The organism is Mesorhizobium sp. WSM4828 (genome assembly GCF_055811175.1).
Genome location: NZ_JBVVQK010000015.1, coordinates 28826 through 50792, shown reverse-complemented (window position 1 = coordinate 50792; position 21967 = coordinate 28826). Strand labels below are relative to the sequence as shown.

Below are 21967 nucleotides of genomic sequence, written 5' to 3'. Positions count from 1 at the left end.
GTGCAAGTGCGAAGAGCAAAAAAAGGGGATGCGGCTGTGCGGTGTTGACGTGCGAACAGCCACGCTTACAATTAAATCGATTAATGCGTCCGAGCTCAGGTCACGAACATGGACGATCAGGCAACAGGAACGAGGAAAGACAAAGCCCGCAAGGCGGACGAAGTCAAAGTGGACCTGATCGCCGTTGTCGTGGCCCTAAATGAAAGTGAACCCTGCCTCCTCACTATCGGTCAGGCTGACACCCTGCCCTCCGGACCATTTGCGCTTGAGCACCGGTCGCCGCAATCCGGGTTGAGGGGGTGGGTCGAGCAGCAGACTGGTCAGCCCTTGGGGTACATCGAGCAACTCTACACCTTCGCCGATCGGGACCGAATCGGCGCCGAACGCCAGCAGCGCGTCATCTCCATCAGCTATCTCGCTTTGACCAGCAAAGAACAGGCGACGGGCTCATCCAAGTGCGGGTGGCAAAGCTGGTACGACTATTTCCCGTGGGAGGACCACCGCTCCGGCATCCCGCCGGTGGTGCTGGATGTTGTGCGACCGCGCTTGATCGGTTGGGCTGACGGAGCCAGCGACGCGGCCACGCGACGCGAGCGCCGACAGCGGGCAGCGATCGCCTTTGGCTTCGACGACCGCTATTGGAACGAGGAGCTCGTGCTTCAGCGATATGAATTACTTTATGAGGCAGGCCTGGTCCAAGAGGCTGCAAGCGGAGGGGAAACGCCGCCACTTCCCCTGGTGCCGAGCAAGTCCATGGTCGCAGATCATCGCCGTATCGTGGCAACGGGCATTGCGCGGCTGCGCTCCAAGATCAAATACCGCCCAGTCGTCTTCGAGCTTATGCGACCGACCTTTACGCTACTGCAGCTGCAGCGGACCGTGGAGGCGCTCGCCGGCAGGCTCATCCACAAGCCGAATTTTCGGCGCCTGATCGAGCAGCAGGAACTGGTGGAGGAGACTGGCGAGACCACCGCCGAGACAGGAGGTCGACCGGCGAAGCTCTACCGCTTTCGCCACGCCGTTCTCGACGAAAGGGCCATCGCCGGGACAAAATTGCCGTTGGCGCGGGGTTGACATCCCTTATACTCACGGCAAGTATATGCCGGTTATCTTCAACTAGAGTATAAGCGGGGGCATCAATGAGCGCCGTGCTGCCTACGGCCGCGTTCCTCTATGAACGCGTCCGTCGCGTGATCCCGCCGATTGAATGGCCGGTTTTCGTCGAGGATATCGAAGCCATCCTCGCACTCAAGCGTGAGCGCAATGCCGTCATCCTGGCGCACAACTATCAGACGCCCGAGATTTACCATTGCGTGGCAGACATTGTCGGCGACAGCTTGGCGCTGGCACGCAAGGCTGTGACAGTGGAGGCGCAAGTCATCGTGCTTGCGGGCGTGCATTTCATGGCCGAGACGGCCAAGCTGCTAAACCCGAACAAGACCGTGCTCATCCCGGACATGGGCGCCGGTTGCTCGCTGGCCGACTCGATCACGGCACAAGACGTGCGGCTGATGCGACAGAGTTATCCCGGCGTGCCAATCGTCACCTACGTCAACACTTCCGCCGCCGTGAAGGCCGAGTCCGACATCTGCTGCACCTCGGGCAACGCAAAGGCGGTGGTGGAATCGCTCGGCGCGCCGCGTGTGATCATGCTGCCCGATGAATATCTGGCCAAGAACGTCGCCGCCGAGACGAAGGTCGGGATCATCGCCTGGAAGGGTCGTTGCGAGGTGCATGAGCGCTTCACCCCTGCCGACATCCGGGAACTGCGCAATGCACATCCAGGGATCATCGTGCTCGCCCATCCCGAATGTCCGCCAGAAGTTGTCCTAGAGGCGGATTTCTCGGGCTCGACCGCCGCCATGTCGGAATATGTCGGACGAGAAACGCCCGCACGCGTAGTCCTGATGACGGAATGTTCGATGAGCGACAATATCGCGGTCGCGCATCCCGACGTCGAGTTCGTGCGCCCTTGCAATCTTTGCCCGCACATGAAGCGCATTACGCTCGCCAATATTCGCTCCGCTCTTGAGGAGAACCGGCACGAGGTCCGGATCGAGCCCGGGACCGCCAGCCGCGCGCGCCTGGCGGTCGAGCGCATGCTTTCGATATGAGCTGCGACATTCACGACATCGGCGGGGCGCCAATCATCATAGGCGCTGGCGTGGCAGGCCTGATGACGGCGCTTCATTTGGCGCCGGAGCCGGTCGTGCTTCTGTCCAATGCGCCGCTCGGAACCGGAGTCTGCAGTGCGCTCGCCCAAGGTGGTCTTGCGGCAAGTCTCGGCGGCGAGGACGGCCCGGAATTTCATCTTTGCGACACACTTGAAGCCGGTGATGGGCTCTGCGACGAGGCGACCGCGCGGCGAGTTGTCCGAGCTGCGCCCAAAGCGATCAAGGCCCTCGAAGACTTCGGCCTCGCCTTTGACCGCTACCCTGACGGGCAGTTGCGGCTCGGGCTCGAGGCGGCGCACTCGCATCGGCGGATCGTTCATGCTGACGGCGACGCCACGGGTCGCGAGCTGGTCCGCGCGCTCATCGCCGCGGTGCGGTGCACAGCCTCAATCACCGTCCTGGAAAATATGGAGGCTCGCCGGCTCGTCCTGCAAGACGGGGGAATCATCGCCGTGCTCGCAGTTTCGCGCACCGGCACGATCGTCTTGCCTACACGTCGGGCGGTGCTGGCAACCGGCGGCATCGGCGGCCTGTTTTGCGATACCACGAATCCGCCTGGCTCATGCGGGCACGGGCTAGCGCTCGCCGCCTTGGCCGGGGCGGAGCTCGCCGACTTGGAATTCGTGCAGTTCCACCCGACCGCGCTCGACGGTCCGCGCCGGCCGATGCCATTGGTGAGCGAGGCGGTTCGCGGCGAAGGCGCGGTGCTTATCGACGAAGCAGGGGAACGCTTCCTGGCTGAAACGCCGGGCGGCGAGCTTGCACCTCGCGACGTGGTCGCGCGTGCGGTGTGGCAACAGATAACTGGCGGGCACCGAGTGTTCCTGGACGCCCGGCAATGCCTCGGTCCGAGATTTGGCAATCGCTTTCCGGCCATAGCCCATTTGTGCCGCGAGGCAGACGTCGATCCCTCCGTCGACCCGATCCCAGTACGCCCGGCGGCTCATTATCACATGGGCGGCGTTGCTGTTGACGCGGCCGGCCGCAGCTCCGTCGAGGGGTTGTGGGCATGCGGCGAGGTCGCATGTACCGGACTGCACGGCGCTAACCGCCTCGCCAGCAATTCGCTCACCGAAGCGGTGGTCACCGCGAGCTGGGTTGCTGAAAGCGTTGCCGGCGTATCCCATACCCGGCGACCGCGCGTATGTTCAACATCTGTGCCTCGACGGCCAGACGCCTCCGGCATCCGCCCAGTCGTCTCCGCCGCGCTCGGCATCATCCGCGATGGCGAGACGCTACGCGAGGCGGTGGCGACCTTGCTGCCGATTGCAGCCCACGGCAGCGCTGCCTCGGACCCAGCCTTGGTCGCGCTGATGATCGCCATCGCGGCCCTGCGGCGCGAAGAGAGCCGCGGTTCGCACTGTCGGTCCGATTTCCCCGGGCGCGATGCAGACGCGCGCCCGGCACGGCTGACACTGCGCACCGCAATGCAGGCCGCGGTCGCACTCAGCTGGCGAGCACCGAAACGGAGCACCTGACATGGTGTCAATCTCACCCCTTCCCTCCGCCCTGATCGAACCGATCGTGCGCGCTGCTCTTCTGGAAGATCTGGGCAGATGCGGCGACCTGACCAGCGATGCGGTGATCCCGCATGATTGCACGGCCACCATGGTGCTCAAGTCGCGACAGACGGGAATCGTTGCCGGGCTCGATCTGGCCGCCTTCGCTTTCACGCTCGTCGATCCCGCAATCGACATGCACATCTGGCGAGCTGACGGCAGCGATGTCGCGGCGGGCGAGACTATCGCCAAGCTGTGCGGACCGGCGCGAGGTCTGCTCACCGCCGAGCGCACGGCGCTCAATTTTCTGTGCCGCCTGAGTGGCATCGCCACTGCCACAGCGACGATGGTCAAGGCCGTGCGTGGCCACAAGGCGAAGATCGTGTGTACGCGAAAGACGACGCCCGGCCTGCGCGCGTTGGAGAAATATGCCGTGCGCGTCGGCGGCGGCGCCAATCACCGCTTCGGGCTCGATGATGCCGTGCTGATCAAGGACAACCACATCGCCATCGCCGGCGACATTCGCACGGCAATAGAGCGAGCACGCGCCACCGCAGGCCACATGGTGAAGGTCGAGGTCGAAGTCGACACTCTGGAGCAACTCGATGTAGCGCTCGCGCTGGGCGTCCACGCAGTGCTGCTGGACAACATGTCGGTTGAGGATATTGCCCGCGCCGTGGCACTGGTCGCTGGCCGCGCCATCACAGAGGCTTCTGGTCGGGTGACACTGGAAACGGCTCCGTCGATTGCTGCGACGGGTGTCGACCTCATCTCGGTCGGATGGCTCACACACAGCGCTCCGATCCTCGACATCGGTCTAGACATGCCGGGCCACGCGAACATCTGCACTCACTTGAACTAGCGGAAACGGAATGAGGAGCAACAGGCTCGGACTGCACGCGGCGCAAGAGGCTCGAAGGAGCCTGCGCCCCCATTCGGCTCACCCTTTAAACCTGCGGTATTGCGCTCGCGACGAGCCATATCAGACGGGCTCGCGACTCGACGGACTCCTGAGCGCACTCGCTGATCAGCAACAGAGGCTTTGACGATGACGACTGGAATGAAGAACTCGGAGTGCGACGTGAACCAGGCCATGCAAACGATCGATGGAGCCCTAGCCCGATGGAGCCGCAAAGAAGCCGAGGCTATCCAAGCCATGCCGTTCAACGATCTGCTCTTCTTGGCTCAGACCGTCCATCGGCAGAACTTCGATCGCAACCGGGTGCAGCTGTCGCGGCTGCTCAGCATCAAGACCGGCGGGTGCCAGGAGGATTGCGGCTATTGCAGCCAGTCTGCGCATTACGAAACCGGCCTCAAGGCGTCGAAGCTTATGGAGGTCAGTCGTGTCATCGACGAAGCGACCAAGGCACGAGATGCGGGCGCAACCCGCTATTGCATGGGGGCTGCCTGGCGCAGTCCGAAGGAGCGCGACATGAACGCCTTGGTCGCCATGATCGAGGGCGTGAAGGCACTCGGGATGGAGACCTGCATGACGCTTGGCATGCTCGACCTCAGTCAGGCGCAGCGCCTGAAGGCGGCCGGTCTCGACTACTACAACCACAACATCGACACGTCCGAGCGCTATTACGGGGAGGTTGTTTCAACCAGGACCTTTGCCGACCGGCTTGAAACACTTAGGCACGTGCGCGAAGTTGGCATGAAGGTCTGCTGCGGCGGCATTGTCGGGATGGGAGAGGAAAAGGCCGATCGCATCGACATGCTGGTCACGCTCGCGAACCTGCCCGAGCCGCCGGAAAGCGTGCCGATCAACATGCTGATCCCTATCGAAGGCACCCCGCTAGCCGAGGCCGAACCCATCGATCCGATTGATTTCGTCCGTACCATTGCGCTCGCCCGCATCATGATGCCGAAGTCCTATGTAAGGCTCTCTGCCGGACGGACGGCGATGAGCGACGAAACGCAGGCGCTGTGCTTCTTTGCCGGCGCCAATTCCATTTTTGTCGGCGACACGCTGCTGACAGCCGACAATCCCGGCGAGGACAAGGATATGCGCCTATTTAGACGTCTCGGCATCGAGTCGATGCAATGCGAGGCGAAATGAACGGGCAACCGCTAGCCCGCTATGAAGCCACGTTGCAGGGACTGGCACGCAAGGACCGGCTGCGGAGACTGGCGCCGCGCGTCGGCTTCGACTTCTCGTCCAACGACTATCTCGGGCTTGCCGCCTCGAAGAGACTTGGCGAGGCAGTGGGGGCGGCAATCGCGCGGGGCACCCCGGTCGGCTCAACCGGATCGCGGCTTCTGCGCGGCAACGCGCCGGAGCATGAGGCCTTGGAGGCAGATGCGGCGTCGTTCTTCGGGGCCGAGCGGGCGCTGTTCTTCAGCAGCGGCTACATCGCCAACTTTGCCCTGCTGACCGCCCTGCCGCAGAAGGGCGACCTGCTGATCCTCGACGAACTCGCCCATGCCAGCATGCACGAAGGGGCGCGGGCCGGACGGGCCGAGTTCAGGTCGCCCACGCACAATGACGTTGATGCTTTCGAGGATGCTATCAGGCGCTGGCGCGCCAAAGGTGGCATGGGGCATATCTGGATCGCGGTCGAAAGCCTGTATAGCATGGATGGCGACTTCGCGCCGATGGACAGCCTGGTCGCCCTTGCCGATCGGCACGAGGCATTCATAGTCGTCGACGAGGCACATGCCACCGGGGTCTGGGGACCGGACGGCCGCGGTCTTGCCACCGCGTTCGAGGGCCGCGACAACATCGTCGCGCTGCATACATGCGGCAAGGCGCTCGGCGCGTCCGGCGCGCTCGTCACCGGGCCAGGAACGCTGTGCGACTATATTGTCAACCGCTGCCGGCCCTTCATCTACGCCACGGCGCCCTCGCCGCTCATGGCCGTAGCGGCCCGCGAAGCGCTCGCAATGCTGGTCGACGAGCCGATGCGCCGCGTTCAGCTGCATGAGCACGTTGCCTTCGCAAGCCGGCAACTGGCCGAGCGTTGCGGCGCAAAGCTCAACGGTTCGCAGATCCAGCCATTTGTGATCGGCGAGGTGACGCGCACAATGGAGGTCGCGGCGGCTCTGCAGGCCCGCGGCTTCGACATACGCGGCATTCGTCCGCCGACGGTGCCGGAGGGCACGTCGCGGCTGCGCATTTCGCTGACCCTGAATGTCGGCCACGCTGACATTTCGGCCATGGTCGAGACTCTCGCCGCGGTGTTGGCCTCGGCATGACCAAGCGTATCGTCGTCACCGGAACAGATACCGGAATTGGCAAAACGGTCTTTTCGGCGGGGCTCGCCGGCCTGCTCGACGGCTTCTACTGGAAGCCCGTGCAATCGGGTCTCGATGAGGAGACCGACAGCGAGGTGGTTGAACGGCTCGCCGGCCTGCCGTCAGGGCGCGTGCTGCCGGAAGCCCACCGTTTGAAGAGCCCGCTGTCGCCGCATCGTTCAGCCGAAATCGACGGCGTCTCGATCGAAGCTGCCGATCTTTCATTTCCGGTCCTGCCGACACCGCTCGTCATCGAAGGCGCTGGAGGACTGATGGTGCCGATCAACCGACAGACAAGCTTTCTTGACATCTTCGCTGAATGGCGGCTGCCGGTTATTCTGTGCGCCCGCACCGAGCTCGGCACGATCAACCACACCCTGCTGTCGATCGAAGCCCTGCGAACTCGCTCCATCCCGCTGATCGGCATCGCCTTTATCGGCGAAGAGGTGGCCGACACGCAAAGGACAATCACAGAATTCGGCTCGGTGCGTCAGCTCGGCAGGCTGCCACACCTTGTTCCGCTGACGCGCGAAACTCTGCGGAAGGCCATGGTTGCCGGCTTCGACCTTGCCCAGATAGCCGGAGGCGAATGATGTCGCGTTCGCGGGTCTGGCATCCATTCACCCAGCACGCGATTGAGCCGGCCATCCCGTCCGTTGTCCGCACGGAAGGGGCTTGGCTACAGACGAATGACGGAAGGCGTATCCTGGATGCGATCTCCTCCTGGTGGGTGGTCACCCACGGCCACCGCCATCCACAGATCATGGAAGCAATCCGGATTGCGACGGAGATGCTCGACCAGGTGATCTTCGCCGGACTCACCCATCAGCCGGCAGAGCAATTGGCCTCGGCGCTGATCGAAATAGTGCCGGCAGGCCTCGACTGGGTCTTTTATTCCGACAGTGGATCGACGTCCGTAGAGGTCGCGCTGAAGATGGCGCTCGGCTATTACCGCAACATCGGCGCGCCGCGTTCGCGCATCGTCGTCATGGAACACAGCTATCATGGCGATACGATCGGCACGATGAGCGTCGGAGCCCGCGGCGTGTTCAACGCCGCCTACGAACCCCTGCTGTTCGAGGTCGACACCATTCCGTTTCCGGCCGCAGGGCGCGAGCAGGAAACGCTAGATCGGTTCGAGGCATTCTGTCGCGACCGCCGCGCCGCCGCGCTGATCGTCGAGCCGCTAGTGCTTGGCGCCGGCGGCATGCTGATGTATCCGGCCTGGGTTCTGGCCGAATTGAAAAAGGTCGCCGACGCCTCCGGCACGCTGCTGATCGCCGATGAGGTGATGACCGGCTGGGGGCGCACCGGAACCATGTTCGCCTGCGAGCAGGCGTCGATCTCTCCGGATATACTATGCACCTCGAAGGGCTTGAGCGGCGGCGCGATCCCACTGGCGGCCACGCTCGCGACCGATGCGATCTTCCAGGCCCACTATTCCGAGGACCGGCAGAAGACGTTCTTCCACTCGAGCTCCTACACCGCCAACCCGATCGCTTGCGCCGCTGCACTTGCCAATGTCGAGATATGGCGGGAGGAGCCGGTGGCGGAGCGGATTGCGGCCTTGAGCGCCGGGCAGGCCGCCGGACTTCGACGCTTTCGCAACAATACCAACTTCACAGACTGCCGGGCAACCGGCACGATCGCAGCTCTCGATCTGTGCGCCGGCTCGGCCGGTTATCTGGCCGAGATCGGACCAAAGCTGCGCGCTTTCTTCCTCGACCGCGGGCTGCTCGTGCGCCCGCTCGGCAATGTGCTCTATGTTCTGCCGCCATATTGCATCGCCCGAGAGGAACTCGACCGATTGTATGACGCCATCGAGGAGGCCGGCGAACGCTTCGGTTCCCGGCCATGATGAGATCGTCGCGCTTTCTCGGCTTGGGTCATCATGCGCCGTCGCGCAAGGTCGAGAATTCGGAAATCGAAATCCGTCTCGGGCTTGAGGCCGGCTGGATCGAGCAGCGGACCGGGATACGCTCGCGCTTCTGGGCAACGGACCAAGACACGCTGTCGGGTCTTGCCGCGCACGCCGGCGACATGGCGCTGGCGAATGCCGGCATCGACCGCGGCGACATCGGTCTTTTGCTGCTTGCCACCTCGACACCCGATCACCTCTTGCCGCCCAGCGCGCCGCTGGTCGCGCATCGGCTGGGGCTCAGCCGCGCCGGCGCGATCGATCTGACCGGCGCCTGCGCCGGCTTCATCTATGCGCTGATGTTCGCCGAAGGCTTCACCCGTCTGCACGGGAAGGCGAGCCTTGTCATCGCCGCCAATATCCTCAGCCGTCGCATCAATCCGGCGGAGCGCGCCAGTGCCGTGCTGTTTGCGGACGCCGCCGGCGCCATGGTGATAGGCCCGTGCAGCGACCCGGATCGGGGCATTCTCGGCGCTTCGGTGGATTCGGATGGGTCGCGCTACGGGCTGATCCAGATTCCCGCCGGCGGAAGCAACACGCCGTTCCATGGCGACCTGGATCTGGCGCAGACCCGGATGACCATCACTGACGGCCGTGAAGTGTTCAGCAAGGCCGTGGACATGATGACGGCCTGCTCGCAGGACGCGCTCACTTCTGCCCGAATGCTGCCGCAAGACATTGATCGTTTCGTGCCGCATCAGGCCAACGCTCGGATCTTTGATGTGGTCGGGAGGAACCTCGGAATAGCGGATCAGGCAATCGTCAAGACGATCGCCGACTACGGCAACTCTTCCGCCGCGACCATCCCGCTGTCGCTGTCGCTCGCCCATCGGACGCAGCCGTTTCGCGCGGGCGAAAAGATTCTCCTTGCGGCGGCGGGTGCCGGCCTCACCGGAGGCGCCCTCATCCTCGGCATTTAGCGGTACGACGGCCATGAACAGGATTAGTGACGAATGACGCTAGCACCACGGGCTCAATGCGAAAAAGTACTCGCCGGCAAGTTATTGGGCGCTGGCTCGGTCAACGAGCGAGATCACCCTGCAGACGATTTCTTGTCGAGCAGGACGATCTGCGAGGCTACCTTGGTGGGGCGAGGAGTGGTTGGCACCAGTTCAGGAGAGCGGAGGTATCCGAACTCATGCGCGCCCTCCTCATTGCGACGAAGTCATCCCAATCGATATGTCGGCCCTTCTGATCCATCAATCACCATCGTAACGGCAGTAGTGGCAGCCGTGAATTGAATAAGCGGCCCTCGAAGGCGTCAACCGTCATGCAGTCCGAAAAAAATACTCATCTGCCTGTCTCAACAACGCTCGCTCCATTTCGAAACCAGGTGTTTCGCTCGATCTGGACGGCCACACAAATATCCAGCCTCGGGTGGCTCGTGCAAACGGTCGCCATCAGTTGGCTGATGGCCACGATTTCCGCTTCGGATCTGATGGTTGCACTCGTGCAGGCCGCATCGACCTTACCGGTGTTCTTCCTTTCGATCTTGGCCGGAGCCATCGCCGACAACTTCAGCCGCCGATGGGTGATGTTTGCGGGGCACTGCCTGATAGCATTGGCATCAACGACGCTGATGATTTCCGTGGGTCTGGGATTTGCAGGTCCCTGGCTAATTCTCGGATTAGGTTTCCTGGCCGGCTGCGGCTTTGCCTTGAATGATCCGGCCTGGCACGCTTCTGTTGGCGATATTCTTCATAAGCGCGACATCCCGGCTGCGGTGACGCTTATGTCTGTCGGATACAACATTGTGCGCAGCGTTGGTCCGGCTTTGGGGGGCGTGGTCTTGGCATTTTTTGGGCCGCTGGCCGCTTTCGCGTTGGCAGCGCTGAGCGATCTGGCGCCGCTGACCGCAATATGGCGCACCAGATGGAATGTTCGCACTTCACCTCTCCCTCGTGAGCGCATGACGATGGCAATTCATGACGGAGTGCGCTTCACCGTAATGTCCTTGGAAATCAGGGCAGCGATTGCCCGTGCAACCCTTTTCGGGTTGGCAAGCATCTCCATCCTTGCGCTGCTCCCGCTAGTCGTCCGGGATCAGCTGAAGAGCGGCCCAATCATCTACGGCATCTTGCTGGCCGGGTTCGGCATGGGTGCGTTCATCGCCGGCATGAGCAATAGCTTTCTAAGGCGGATCACGTCTCAAAACAGGCTGGTGTCCTTCGCCTCTGTTGCTTGTGCAGCATGTTGTCTTTCCCTTGCACTCACATCGTCAGTCGCTGTGGCGGCCATTTCGCTGGCACTTGGTGGCGCGGGTTGGCTTATCACCTGGACGGGCATTGACGTGTCGGTGCAACTGGCAAGCCCAAGGTGGGTCGTTGGCCGCACACTGTCGATCTACTACGCCTTGAGCGCAGGCGGGATGGCGGCCGGCAGCTGGATCTGGGGTACTGTCGCACAGAACTACTCGCTAGACTGGGCCTTGGAGGGTTCCGCAGGCGCTCTGTTGCTCGTTGCAGCTGCGGGAATATTGTTGCCGGTCCGTCCATGGGAAGAAACGGATCAGGAGAGTTCGGATTTTCACCCGCCGGAGCTGGCACTCGAGTTGAAGCCCAGGAGTGGCCCCATAGTGGTCAAGGTCGAGTATCTTATATCCGAAGAGAATATCGAGACCTTTCTGGGCCACATGCGCGCAAGGCGCCATGTTCAGAGCCGTGCCGGTGCGCGAAACTGGACACTCCAGCGCAATCTTCAAACGCCTTCGATTTGGACAGAGACATTTCGCACGCCAACCTGGATGGACTTTCTTCGCCTGAATCATCGGCTCACGGCAGCGGATAACGAAGTCGGCCAGCGTCTCCTGGCACTGCACTATGGAGAGCGTCCTCCGCACACAGTGCTTTCGATCGAACGAACGACTGAGGCAGCTCGTACCCGTGCCTCAGCAATCTTTTCTCGCCCTCCGAGGTGACGTGATCACGAAAGCGATCGCATCGCGCATTGGGATCTGCCGCGCCGGTCGACTTCAACCAGCGCGAAGGCCGCATCGCCAGTACGCGGAGCCTATGCGTCCGGCGCTCTCTCGCGAATACCTATGCCGCCGCGGGGCTCGAGGCCGGGGCAGGAACGGTCCATTCTGGGCCATCTTCGATGCGGCGCGCGACGGCAAGAAGGAGGGCATGGGTTTCGAGCGCTGCTGGTCGCGCCTGCGCACAAGCCGATCAGCATCACGTTCGACGTGCGCTTCAGCAGCGCTGTGCGACTCAGAGACTGGCAGAGGAGGATCTGACTCGTTACTGGCTGGCGCTGGGCCAGCCGGAACCAGGCCTGTTCGAGGGCGGCGCTGGCGCTCGACCTTTCGGCGCCGGACATGGAGTGAGGGCGGGCGAAACGGAGCACCAGTCGCCTTGACGTCCTTGCAGGACGCCATCTTAACCGCGAACGGCAAGCTTTCAGGATCATTGCTGCGCCCTTTGGGCGGCTTGCCGTTCCCGATGTTCGAACGCGTCGGTGAAGCTATCGAGTTCTTGGGGGGTCATCCCAAGCGCCCGCCCCTCCTCACGCCATGACGCAACCGCCTTTTCGACTTCTGCGAGTATCGTCTTCGCTCGATCGCTCCTGATCCGGAAATAAGCGATTACCGACATCAGTGCGTCGACAGTCGCTTCGGGCCCAGTTTCCTCGGATATCCAGGTTTTCAGCTCTCGCACGCGCTCAGGGAACGGGTTGATGTCGAATGCAGGCGCCAGGCGCCATTGCCCGCGATGCACATGGAGAAAGCCCTGATTGTGGAGGTGGTCATCGACATTGGTGATAAGGATCGAGAACGCGATGCGCCGCCAAAGCTCTTCGATGTTGGCCGCTGGCTGGCTGCCGTGCTGACGAAGCACATCCACGAGTTCAGTATAGCTATGCTCGCCAACGTCCCCTGACTCTGCTCCGATCATCGTGGCGGCCGAGATATACATGAGTCGATTGCCGTTCGGAGTCCTATCGAAACGCCGTATGAGCGCGACAGGGGCGCCGTCGCTGTCGAGCAGACGTGTCTCAGCAGCATCCACGCCGGCTTTTCTGGCCAAAGTCATAGCAAGCACTTCGCCCTTTGTGACAGAGCGATCATCGGCAACGCTCGGAAACTTACCGATAGCGAGGCGTCCGTCGTCGTCCACAACAGAACATTTCGGACGAAGGCCACCAAGGGACGTGCCACGTCCACGCAAATAGGCGAGATCCGTTGCCGTCTCGGTGTTCGTCTCGACGGCGTGCGTCGCTGCGAGGAGTTGGCTGATTTCAATGAGCGGCGGCGTGGTGCGTCGCCCCTCCTCGACCGTTCTTTGGTAACGGCCCTCTTCGTCCTTCAAGCGGAGCGCACCAATGCGGCTCATGTCATCCACTGCCAAGAGGTAATCCATCGCGTTCAGAGGCCGCGTCTCGGCGCCATTTCCCGCCCGGCGCGCCTCTTGGCGACGCTTGGCGTGGTCGCGCTGGATGACACGCCGGCCCCATCCGTCAGGCTCTGTGTCGGCGATCGCGTTGTGGAACACGGATCCGTCGCGGGTCTTTCGATGGAATTGAGGGCCTGTGACGAGTGGCAGACCGGGTTCGATCGAGAAGCCTTCCGCTGCTCTCAGCCAGCCTGCATCGTATTCAAACGCAGCGCTTTCGCGGGCACCCTGCTGGTCATAGCGCAACTTGCCCAGTGGCGTCGCTTCCTCGCCAATGTGAACAGCAATAGAACGTCTCATATTGCACCCGGTGGCTTCCGCGCCCTTACCCTTTTGGGCAAACGTTCGGCGTCGAGGAGCAGGCCTTGCTCATCGCGATGCGCGTCGATGATCTGCGCCAAAGCCTCATCAAAGCCCAGAACGAAAAAGGTCATGGCGTAGGCCCCCATAGCGACGGTCGGGTCTCCTTTTTCGATCTTCAGATAGGTGCTCTTTGCGACACCCGTTCGTTCCGCCATCATCATGATCGTCAGGCTGCGCTTCTTACGGGCGAGCGCAATGTCGGCGCCGAGCTTGCCAAGCGCCCTCTTGACTCTGGGAGGCAATGTATCTGTCACTGTTGAGCGCATGTTTGTCTCATAAAAAGGGCCTTAACTCTTTTTAGGGCTTTTATATAAGCCCTAACCCGTGATCTGTCGAGAGTTGGCCTGTTTGACCGAATCGACAAGGCGGTGGCGTTGCAACCAACCACACTACTCTCGTGAGCATGCATCCATCCGATCCGCAATGAGCGCCAGGTGAGTCGCACAGGGGTGTGAACGATTGCGCCGCTGCAAAACGAAAACGGGCCATGCTTGGCACGATCCAGATGTGTGCTGCAGCGGGTTCCAGCCTGACGTACCGAGCGGCGCCGCCGCATCCTGTCTCGACCCGAGCTTCACAGCAAACAGGTGCTGTCGGTATCGAACGAAAGTGTCACATATCAAACATACGAGCCGTGTCCCAAACGTCTGCTCGGGTGCTCAGCCTGACCCCCAAAAAGCAAAAAAGAAGGGAGCACGACGAAGTTGCGCCGGGCATTTAAATGTCAGCGCGAGCTACCTCTTCAGTATGGCACGTCGCTTGCTGCTCTGCATCGAACGCCGACGCCCAACCCACAAATAGCAGAGATGAATAATGGCGATTGGTTCAGAAGTGCTGAATCTAACTGAATGGCTGAACAGCTGTGTGGAAGCGCAGCGGGGCAAAGCAATAGGCGTCCTGCCTTTCTTTGAGCCTGACACAGGTCGAATCCCACCTTTTTCGGGCAATGCATGACCAAGCACAGTTGTTCTTCCGTTAATCTCCAGTCGTTTGAGCAGTTCGTTTTTGTGCAACAAAAAGTTTCAAACGTTCAATTACGAACTTTTAGCATTCACGAGAACTCATCTTGATGATTATCTTTTAACCTTTGAATGGAGATCCGGAATGATCGTAAGCAGCCTTCTTCTCGGCTCAGTTGCGGCCCTGATCTCCGTTTCCGTCGCTCGCGCGGCGGACCAAGTCTCTGCGCCGGACCCGACCGAATACGTCAAGATCTGCGACGTCTACGGTTCGGGCTACTTCCATATCCCCGACACCGAGACCTGCCTGCGCATCGGCGGCTACATCCGTTACGACGTCGGCCTCGGCGATGTCCGATCCTATGACGGGGCAAGAACCACCGATGGGAGCCCTGGCGAGGCTCAGGGCACCTGGCGAAACAACGCGCGTTTCACGTTCAAAACTTGGACGCGCCAGGAGACCGAACTCGGTGCACTGAAGACCTATACTGAAAACCGCGTGAACTTCGGCAACCGCAACGCTCATCCGGGTCCGGACAGCCCTCAGAACTATGGCTTCAACAGCGGCGTCAAGTTGGCTTCCGCCTGGATCCAGCTTGGTGGCCTCCGAGTTGGTAAGGACGAGTCGGCCTTCGACACGTTTACAGGCTACGCCGGGAACGTCCTCAATAACGTACTCGTTCCGTACGGCGACTTCGATACCAACGTGGCCCAGTATTACTTCGATGCCGGCAATGGCTTTTCGGCTCTGGTTTCACTTGAACAAGGGTCGGGTGTAGTCGGTACTATCGACAGCCATGTTCCGCACGTCGTCTTCGGCGTAAAACAGACGCAGGGCTGGGGCGCGATCACCGGCGTAATCGCCCGTGACAGCAACTACGATGCTTTGGCCGGCAAGGTCCGCGTCGATGTCAATGTCACAGATGACCTGTCGCTATTCGGAATGTTCGGCTATGGCTCCATTGGCAATCTCAACGATGACCCAACCAATGCAGTCGCCGCTCACGGTCGCGGCTTCTACAAAACTTGGAGCGGCAACTGGGCTTTCTGGGCCGGCTCCACTTACACACTCAACGAGAAAACTTCGTTCAACCTTCAGGTCTCGGGTGATCAGTTCAGGAACTCTGGTGTGGCTGCAAACGTCGCCTACTTGGTCGTTCCAGGTTTCACAGTCACAGCCGAAGTCGACTATGACCACTACAGCAACTTCGGCGTAGGCGCGGTCGACCGTTCCCGCGTGAACTGGACTCACGTCGGCAAAAAGAACAGCCTCGGCGGCACACTCCGATTCCAAAGCTCATTTTAAACAACTCCATCTGGTGTCGGCGCCCCAGCGGATCGCCCGAAGGCGATTTACGCGCAAACCTTCGGTGCCGATTGAAGGCGTAATCATCATAAGGACCGATCTTTAGTTCAACCGTTTGCGACCCCTTATCCATGTCTTCGTCTCCAACGCCTGGTTTGTCGCCGACATATGGTCTGACCGGCTACCGATCATCGCCTCGGCCCGAATGCGCTTGACAAATCGGAGCCGGCCCGTTCAACCTGACGCATTCACCAGGGGAGTCCCGGCAAGGGGCTGAGATACTGCTGGCTTTCGCGGCGCAGTGACCCGTTGAACCTGATCCAGTTCATACTGGCGTAGGGACGGTGCAAGCGCTTTGAGGGAGTTTACGCCCGAGGTCCTGTTTCGGCAGGTCGACAGAAGCGTCTTTTCATCCTTCCGGCACAGAACTGGGTCTCCAATGCATGAGCAAAGGAGCCTCAAGATGAATGCCCTCACTCCCGCTGTCTCGACGGGACCGCTGCCCGCCTCGCGGAAAATCCACAAGCCCGGTGCCATCCACCCGCAGATCAAGGTGCCGATGCGCGAAATCTCCGTCCATCCGACGGCCGGTGAGCCGCCCGTCACCGTTTACGATCCGTCTGGCCCCTATACGGACCCCACCGTCGAAATTAGTATCAAAAAGGGTCTTGCCCGGCTTCGTCACGAATGGATATCAGCGCGCGGTGACGTCGAGGCCTATGAGGGCCGCCACGTCCGGCCGGAGGACAACGGATTTGCGGCGGGCGAGCGCCTGACGCCGGAATTTCCCGTTCGCAACCGACCGCTCAGGGCCAAGGCGGGCAAGGCGGTGACCCAGCTAGCCTATGCGCGCGCCGGCATCATCACGCCCGAAATGGAGTTCGTCGCCATCCGCGAGAACCTCGGCCGCGAGATCGTCCGCGGCAAGCTGCAACGCGATGGCGAAGCCTTTGGCGCGGCGCTTCCCGATTTCGTCACGCCGGAATTCGTCCGCGACGAGGTGGCGCGCGGACGGGCGATCATTCCCGCCAACATTAACCACCCGGAGAGCGAGCCGATGATCATCGGCCGCAATTTCCTGGTCAAGATCAATGCCAATATCGGTAACTCCGCCGTCACGTCGTCGATGGCCGAAGAGGTCGAAAAGATGGTCTGGGCGATCCGCTGGGGCGCCGACACGGTGATGGACCTGTCGACCGGCCGCAACATCCACAACATCCGCGACTGGATCGTGCGCAATGCGCCGGTCCCGATCGGCACGGTGCCGCTCTATCAGGCGCTCGAAAAGGTCGGCGGCATTGCCGAGGACCTGACCTGGGAGGTCTACCGCGACACGCTGATCGAACAGGCCGAACAGGGCATCGACTATTTCACCATCCACGCCGGCGTGCGGTTGCACTACATCCCGCTGACCATCGACCGGGTCACGGGCATCGTCTCGCGCGGCGGCTCGATCATGGCCAAATGGTGCTTGCACCATCACCGGGAAAGCTTCCTTTACGAGCATTTCGCGGAAATTTGCGACATCTGTCGCGCCTATGACGTGTCCTTCTCGCTCGGCGACGGTCTTCGTCCCGGCTCGATCGCCGATGCCAATGACGCGGCGCAATTCGCCGAGCTGGAAACGCTCGGCGAGCTGACGCAGATCGCCTGGGCGAAGGATTGCCAGGTGATGATCGAGGGTCCGGGCCATGTCCCCATGCACAAGATCAAGGAGAATATGGACAAGCAGCTCGCCGTCTGCGGCGAGGCGCCGTTCTATACGCTTGGGCCGCTGACGACCGACATCGCGCCAGGCTACGACCACATCACCTCCGGCATCGGCGCTGCGATGATCGGCTGGTTCGGCACCGCCATGCTCTGCTATGTCACGCCCAAGGAGCATCTCGGCCTTCCCGATCGCAACGACGTCAAGATTGGTGTGATCACCTACAAGATCGCCGCCCATGCCGCCGATCTGGCGAAGGGCCATCCGGCGGCAAAGGTTAGGGATGATGCCCTTTCGCGCGCGCGCTTCGAGTTCCGTTGGGAAGACCAGTTCAACCTGTCGCTCGACCCCGAAACGGCGCGCTCCTTCCACGACCAAACCCTGCCCAAGGAGGCGCACAAGCTGGCGCATTTCTGCTCTATGTGCGGGCCGAAATTCTGTTCCATGCGTATTTCTCACGACATCCGCGCCGAGGCACAGAAAGAGGGCATGGCAGCGATGGCGGCGAAATACCGCGAGGGCGGCGATCTCTATGTGCCGGCGGACGAGACCGGCGCGCCGCTCATGCCACAGGCGCATGAGCGACCATGAGGGTGCTGGTCAAAGGGGCCGGCGTCGCCGGCCTCACCGCCGCTTTCGAGCTCGCCGCTCGCGGCGCGACGGTCACAGTCGCCGAGATGCGACATTGCCTTGGCGGCAATGCGTCGTGGTTCGCCGGCGGCATGCTGGCGCCATGGTGCGAGCGCGAGAGCGCCGAGCAGCCGGTGCTGGATCTCGGACGCGACGCCGCCGACTGGTGGGATGCGGTACTGCCGGGTCAGGTCACACGGGCCGGAACGCTGGTCGTGGCCGCACCGCGTGATGCCGGCGAGCTCGACCGGTTCGCCAGTCGCACGTCGGGGCATCGGCTTGTCGATGAAGACGAAATTGCGATCCTGGAGCCCGACCTCGCCGGCCGCTTCCGGCGCGGACTGCTCTTCCCCGACGAAGCGCATCTCGACCCGCGGCAGGCGATGGCGGCACTTCATGACAGGCTGGCGGCGATGGGTGTCGAATTGCGCTTCGGCGCCGATGCCCGGCACGTCTCCGGTTTCGATCGTCAGATCGACTGCACGGGGATGGCGGCGGAAGACGACCGGCTGCGCGGCGTTCGCGGCGAAATGCTGATCCTGCGCACGCCTGATATTTCGCTGTCGCGCCCGGTCCGTTTGCTTCATCCTCGCTTTCTGCTTTATGCCGTGCCGCGTGCCGACACGCAGTTCATGATCGGCGCGACGATGATTGAGAGCCAGTCCGCCGGACCGGTCACGGCGCGTTCCATGATGGAGCTGCTGGGGGCCGCCTATGCCCTCCATCCGGCCTTTGGCGAGGCCGAGATCGTTGAAACCGGTGTCGGCGTTCGTCCGGCCTTTCCCGACAACCTGCCGCGCGTCGAAACGAGCGGAGACACCGTCGCGATCAATGGGCTTTATCGCCATGGCTTTCTCCTCGCCCCCACCATGGCGCGCCAGGCTGCCGACCTGATTTTCAGTCAAGACAGAACCAAGGAGCTTGCTCATGAAATTGACCGTCAACGGCGAAGCGCATGAGGTTGCCGCGACCACACTGGCCGAACTGCTTGCCGCGCTCGACTATGAAGGCGATTGGCTGGCGACCGCCGTCAACAGCGACCTCGTGCACAAGGCCAACCGGGCGGAATTCCAGTTGAGCGACGGCGATCGGATCGAAATTCTCTCGCCCATGCAGGGAGGCTAGACCATGCTCGAACTTTATGGAGCCGAGCTTCCGTCGCGCCTGTTTCTCGGCACGGCTCAATATCCATCGGCCGCCATCCTTGCCGATGCGGTCCAGGCATCGGGCACGTCGGTGGTGACCGTGTCCCTGCGGCGTGAGATGGCCGGCGGCAGGGGCGGCGAAAAGTTCTGGTCGCTGATCGTCTCGCTCGGCACGAGAATCCTCCCCAACACGGCTGGCTGCCACTCCGTCAAGGAAGCGGTCACGACCGCGAACATGGCGCGCGAAGTGTTCGGCACCAACTGGATCAAGCTCGAAGTGATCGGTAACCACGACACGCTGCAGCCGGATGTGTTCGGCCTGGTCGAAGCCGCGCGCATCCTGTGCGAAGACGGTTTTGCGGTATTCCCGTATACCACCGACGACCTCGTTGTCGCCGAGCGGCTGCTGGAAGCGGGCTGCAAGGTGCTGATGCCGTGGTGCGCGCCGATCGGTTCGGCCCTCGGGCCGGTCAATATGACGGCGCTGCGCTCGATGCGCGGACATTTCCCCGATGTCCCACTGATTGTCGATGCGGGCCTTGGAAGGCCTTCGCACGCGACGACCGTCATGGAACTCGGCTTTGACGCAGTGCTTTTGAACACGGCGGTCACCAGGGCGGCCGATCCCGTCGGCATGGCGCGCGCATTCGGCAAGGCGGTCGAAGCCGGCCGTGAAGCCTTCCTTTCCGGAATGCTCGAACCGCGCGACGTTGCCATGCCATCGACACCGACGATCGGCAGGGCGGTTTTTGCATGAAGCTCGATCCCTTCTACCTGAGCGTCGATAGCGCTGCCTGGATCGAGCGGCTGGTGCCGCTCGGTGTGAACCTGGTGCAGCTGCGTATCAAGACCATGGATGAGGCCGGGTTGCGCGCCGAAATCCGGAAGGCAAAGGCCTTGTGCGCCGAGCACCAGTGCCAGCTCATCGTCAACGACCATTGGCGCCTTGCAATCGAGGAGGGCTGCGATTTCGTGCATCTCGGCCAGGAGGATCTGCAAACCGCCGACCTCTCGAGGATACGGTCAGCCGGTGTCAGGCTCGGGTTGAGCACGCATGATCATGTCGAGCTGGAAACGGCCATGTTTGCTGAGCCCGACTATGTTGCGCTCGGTCCGATCTATCCCACCGTCTTGAAGAAGATGAGGTGGGCACCACAAGGGCTAGAGCGAATCAGCGAGTGGAACCGGCGGGTGGCGCCGATCCCATTGGTCGCCATCGGCGGCCTCAGCCCTGACCGCCTCAACGGCGTCTTTGAGGCCGGCGCCGATAGCGCGGCAGTGGTCACGGACATCGCGTTGAGCTCCGACCCTGAAGCGCGCACGCGAGAATGGATCGAAAAGACGGACCGATGGCGATGAGACGAGAACCGCATGTGCTTGTCGTTGGGGGATCAGATTCCAGCGGGGGTGCTGGAATCGCCCGCGACATCGAGACGATCTCTGCCATTGGCGTGCGCACCTGTCTCGCCGTCACAGCGCTAACGGTGCAAACGCACGACGCCGTCATGGAAATCCATCATTCGCCACCACGCCTGGTCGCCGATCAGATGCGCGCCGCGCTACAGGCCAACGAAGTGGCGTCAATCAAGATCGGCATGCTGGCGAATGCCGAGATCATTGTTGCCGTTGCCGCAGTGCTGCGCAAATTTCCGCATGTCCCCGCAGTACTCGACCCTGTGCTGGCCTCCACCTCAGGCGGCGCACTTCTGCAAGCAGGCGCCGTCGCTGCCATGAAGCGCGATCTGGTGCCACTTTGCTGCATTGTCACCCCCAACCTCCCTGAACTGGCGCTCCTTATTGGCTCCGAACTGGCATTGGATGAGGACGGAGCGCTCCAACAAGGACAAAGACTGCTGGCCGCCGGGGCTCAAGCCCTGCTGATCAAGGGTGGGCATTCGTCGGGACCCCGATCGACCGATATTCTGTTACGCTCCGGTCATGAACCCATCCCCTTCGATGCACCGCGCCTTGGCGCATCGATGCGCGGAACAGGTTGCGTGCTGGCCAGCGCGATTGCGGCGCATCTGGCGAAGGCGAAGCCGCTCGAAGACAGCGTGCGCGAAGGCAAGCTGTTTGTTTTCGAGAAGCTTCAGAAGAAGGCGGCCACCGTGACAGCGGCTCACTGGCCCGGGCCTATATGAACGTCGTTCGCGACCGGAGGTAGCGATGCTGACGCACCAAAACGTGCGGTTCCTGACGGAGCAGGCGCGAGCTGCGCGTTCGCGCTTCAAGGTCGGCGAGGGCTACACGTACTGACCTCTCTCAGGCCGACGCTTCGCGCGGCTCTGCCGCGGCGCAATTGGCCGCTGCCCGTGAGCAGCTCCTGGTGACCGTGGCGACCTATCGTCAGATCGTCGGCCAGAAGCCGGGACGCCCCTGCTCGGATCGGTGGAGTACATCTGCAGAGTTAGACGCCACCAGCTCTTAAGAAGCGAGATCGTCTGACCACCGGCCTTTGCAGTAGGTGCTTGAAGCTTTGAGCCTTGAGAAGCTTCCGTTTACCCATCGCCCGACTCCGTGCACGACCAACGGGCCGGGAGCTTTGTCGAGTCGGGCGGATGAATGAGATCGCGCAAACCTGTCTCGGCCCGCCGAGGCGCCGAATCCAGCCAATGACTGTAACCCGCTGAACTCACC

General features: G+C 62.0%; 19 protein-coding genes and 1 riboswitch. Of the genes, 17 read left to right on the top strand and 2 right to left on the bottom strand.

What is annotated here, in order from left to right; translation table 11 throughout:
• The first annotated feature begins 108 nt into the window (after positions 1 to 108).
• The 10 genes from AC0L2X_RS18245 to AC0L2X_RS18200 all read left to right on the top strand — a co-directional run bounded on the left by AC0L2X_RS18245 (position 109) and on the right by AC0L2X_RS18200 (position 11745).
• Positions 109 to 1074 carry an NUDIX hydrolase gene (locus AC0L2X_RS18245; RefSeq protein WP_473600171.1) on the top strand — a complete coding sequence of 322 codons (966 nt, stop codon included), beginning with the start codon at positions 109 to 111 and terminating at the stop codon, positions 1072 to 1074.
• Positions 1075 to 1139: 65 nt separating this feature from the next.
• Positions 1140 to 2114, top strand: coding sequence for a quinolinate synthase NadA (gene nadA / locus AC0L2X_RS18240; protein WP_473600170.1), 975 nt, complete (start codon positions 1140 to 1142; stop codon positions 2112 to 2114).
• The gene (locus AC0L2X_RS18235; RefSeq protein ID WP_473600169.1) at positions 2111 to 3652 is read left to right on the top strand and encodes an L-aspartate oxidase; all 1542 of its coding nucleotides are present in this window, start codon (positions 2111 to 2113) and stop codon (positions 3650 to 3652) included. Before nadA ends, AC0L2X_RS18235 begins: the two co-directional genes overlap by 4 nt.
• 1 nt (position 3653) lies before the next feature.
• Positions 3654 to 4535, top strand: a complete 882-nt coding sequence (gene nadC, locus AC0L2X_RS18230) for a carboxylating nicotinate-nucleotide diphosphorylase (protein WP_473600168.1) — start codon at positions 3654 to 3656, stop codon at positions 4533 to 4535.
• 231 nt (positions 4536 to 4766) lie between these two features.
• Positions 4767 to 5735 carry a biotin synthase BioB gene (gene bioB / locus AC0L2X_RS18225; protein WP_473600245.1) on the top strand — a complete coding sequence of 323 codons (969 nt, stop codon included), beginning with the start codon at positions 4767 to 4769 and terminating at the stop codon, positions 5733 to 5735.
• Positions 5732 to 6871: an 8-amino-7-oxononanoate synthase gene (locus AC0L2X_RS18220; RefSeq protein WP_473600167.1), complete on the top strand. Its 1140-nt coding sequence runs from the start codon at positions 5732 to 5734 to the stop codon at positions 6869 to 6871. Before bioB ends, AC0L2X_RS18220 begins: the two co-directional genes overlap by 4 nt.
• Entirely contained in the window at positions 6868 to 7503 is a 636-nt protein-coding gene (gene bioD / locus AC0L2X_RS18215; protein ID WP_473600166.1) for a dethiobiotin synthase, read from the top strand. Before AC0L2X_RS18220 ends, bioD begins: the two co-directional genes overlap by 4 nt.
• Positions 7503 to 8768, top strand: a complete 1266-nt coding sequence (locus AC0L2X_RS18210) for an adenosylmethionine--8-amino-7-oxononanoate transaminase (RefSeq protein ID WP_473600165.1) — start codon at positions 7503 to 7505, stop codon at positions 8766 to 8768. Before bioD ends, AC0L2X_RS18210 begins: the two co-directional genes overlap by 1 nt.
• Positions 8765 to 9748 carry a beta-ketoacyl-ACP synthase III gene (locus AC0L2X_RS18205; protein WP_473600164.1) on the top strand — a complete coding sequence of 328 codons (984 nt, stop codon included), beginning with the start codon at positions 8765 to 8767 and terminating at the stop codon, positions 9746 to 9748. The genes AC0L2X_RS18210 and AC0L2X_RS18205 overlap by 4 nt, the downstream gene beginning before the upstream one ends.
• 350 nt (positions 9749 to 10098) lie before the next feature.
• Positions 10099 to 11745, top strand: a complete 1647-nt coding sequence (locus AC0L2X_RS18200; RefSeq protein WP_473600163.1) for an MFS transporter — start codon at positions 10099 to 10101, stop codon at positions 11743 to 11745.
• 487 nt (positions 11746 to 12232) lie between these two features.
• Here AC0L2X_RS18200 and AC0L2X_RS18195 read toward each other — a convergent pair whose 3' ends face one another.
• Positions 12233 to 13519, bottom strand: coding sequence for a type II toxin-antitoxin system HipA family toxin (locus AC0L2X_RS18195; protein ID WP_473600162.1), 1287 nt, complete (start codon positions 13517 to 13519; stop codon positions 12233 to 12235).
• Positions 13516 to 13848: a helix-turn-helix domain-containing protein gene (locus AC0L2X_RS18190; protein WP_473600161.1), complete on the bottom strand. Its 333-nt coding sequence runs from the start codon at positions 13846 to 13848 to the stop codon at positions 13516 to 13518. The genes AC0L2X_RS18195 and AC0L2X_RS18190 overlap by 4 nt, the downstream gene beginning before the upstream one ends.
• 838 nt (positions 13849 to 14686) lie before the next feature.
• Here AC0L2X_RS18190 and AC0L2X_RS18185 point away from each other — a divergent pair.
• The 7 genes from AC0L2X_RS18185 to AC0L2X_RS18155 all read left to right on the top strand — a co-directional run bounded on the left by AC0L2X_RS18185 (position 14687) and on the right by AC0L2X_RS18155 (position 21471).
• Positions 14687 to 15847, top strand: a complete 1161-nt coding sequence (locus AC0L2X_RS18185) for a porin (RefSeq protein WP_473600160.1) — start codon at positions 14687 to 14689, stop codon at positions 15845 to 15847.
• A 243-nt stretch (positions 15848 to 16090) separates the two neighbouring features.
• Positions 16091 to 16207: riboswitch (TPP riboswitch) on the top strand.
• A gap of 103 nt (positions 16208 to 16310) precedes the next feature.
• The gene (gene thiC, locus AC0L2X_RS18180) at positions 16311 to 18146 is read left to right on the top strand and encodes a phosphomethylpyrimidine synthase ThiC (protein ID WP_473600159.1); all 1836 of its coding nucleotides are present in this window, start codon (positions 16311 to 16313) and stop codon (positions 18144 to 18146) included.
• A complete protein-coding gene (thiO, locus tag AC0L2X_RS18175; protein WP_473600158.1) occupies positions 18143 to 19144 on the top strand; it encodes a glycine oxidase ThiO in 1002 nt (333 codons plus the stop codon). Before thiC ends, thiO begins: the two co-directional genes overlap by 4 nt.
• A complete protein-coding gene (gene thiS / locus AC0L2X_RS18170) occupies positions 19113 to 19310 on the top strand; it encodes a sulfur carrier protein ThiS (protein WP_111545250.1) in 198 nt (65 codons plus the stop codon). Before thiO ends, thiS begins: the two co-directional genes overlap by 32 nt.
• Before the next feature lie 3 nt (positions 19311 to 19313).
• Positions 19314 to 20087, top strand: coding sequence for a thiazole synthase (locus tag AC0L2X_RS18165; RefSeq protein ID WP_473600157.1), 774 nt, complete (start codon positions 19314 to 19316; stop codon positions 20085 to 20087).
• Positions 20084 to 20689: a thiamine phosphate synthase gene (locus AC0L2X_RS18160; protein ID WP_473600156.1), complete on the top strand. Its 606-nt coding sequence runs from the start codon at positions 20084 to 20086 to the stop codon at positions 20687 to 20689. Before AC0L2X_RS18165 ends, AC0L2X_RS18160 begins: the two co-directional genes overlap by 4 nt.
• A complete protein-coding gene (locus AC0L2X_RS18155) occupies positions 20680 to 21471 on the top strand; it encodes a hydroxymethylpyrimidine/phosphomethylpyrimidine kinase (protein ID WP_473600244.1) in 792 nt (263 codons plus the stop codon). Before AC0L2X_RS18160 ends, AC0L2X_RS18155 begins: the two co-directional genes overlap by 10 nt.
• The last annotated feature ends 496 nt before the right edge of the window (positions 21472 to 21967 follow it).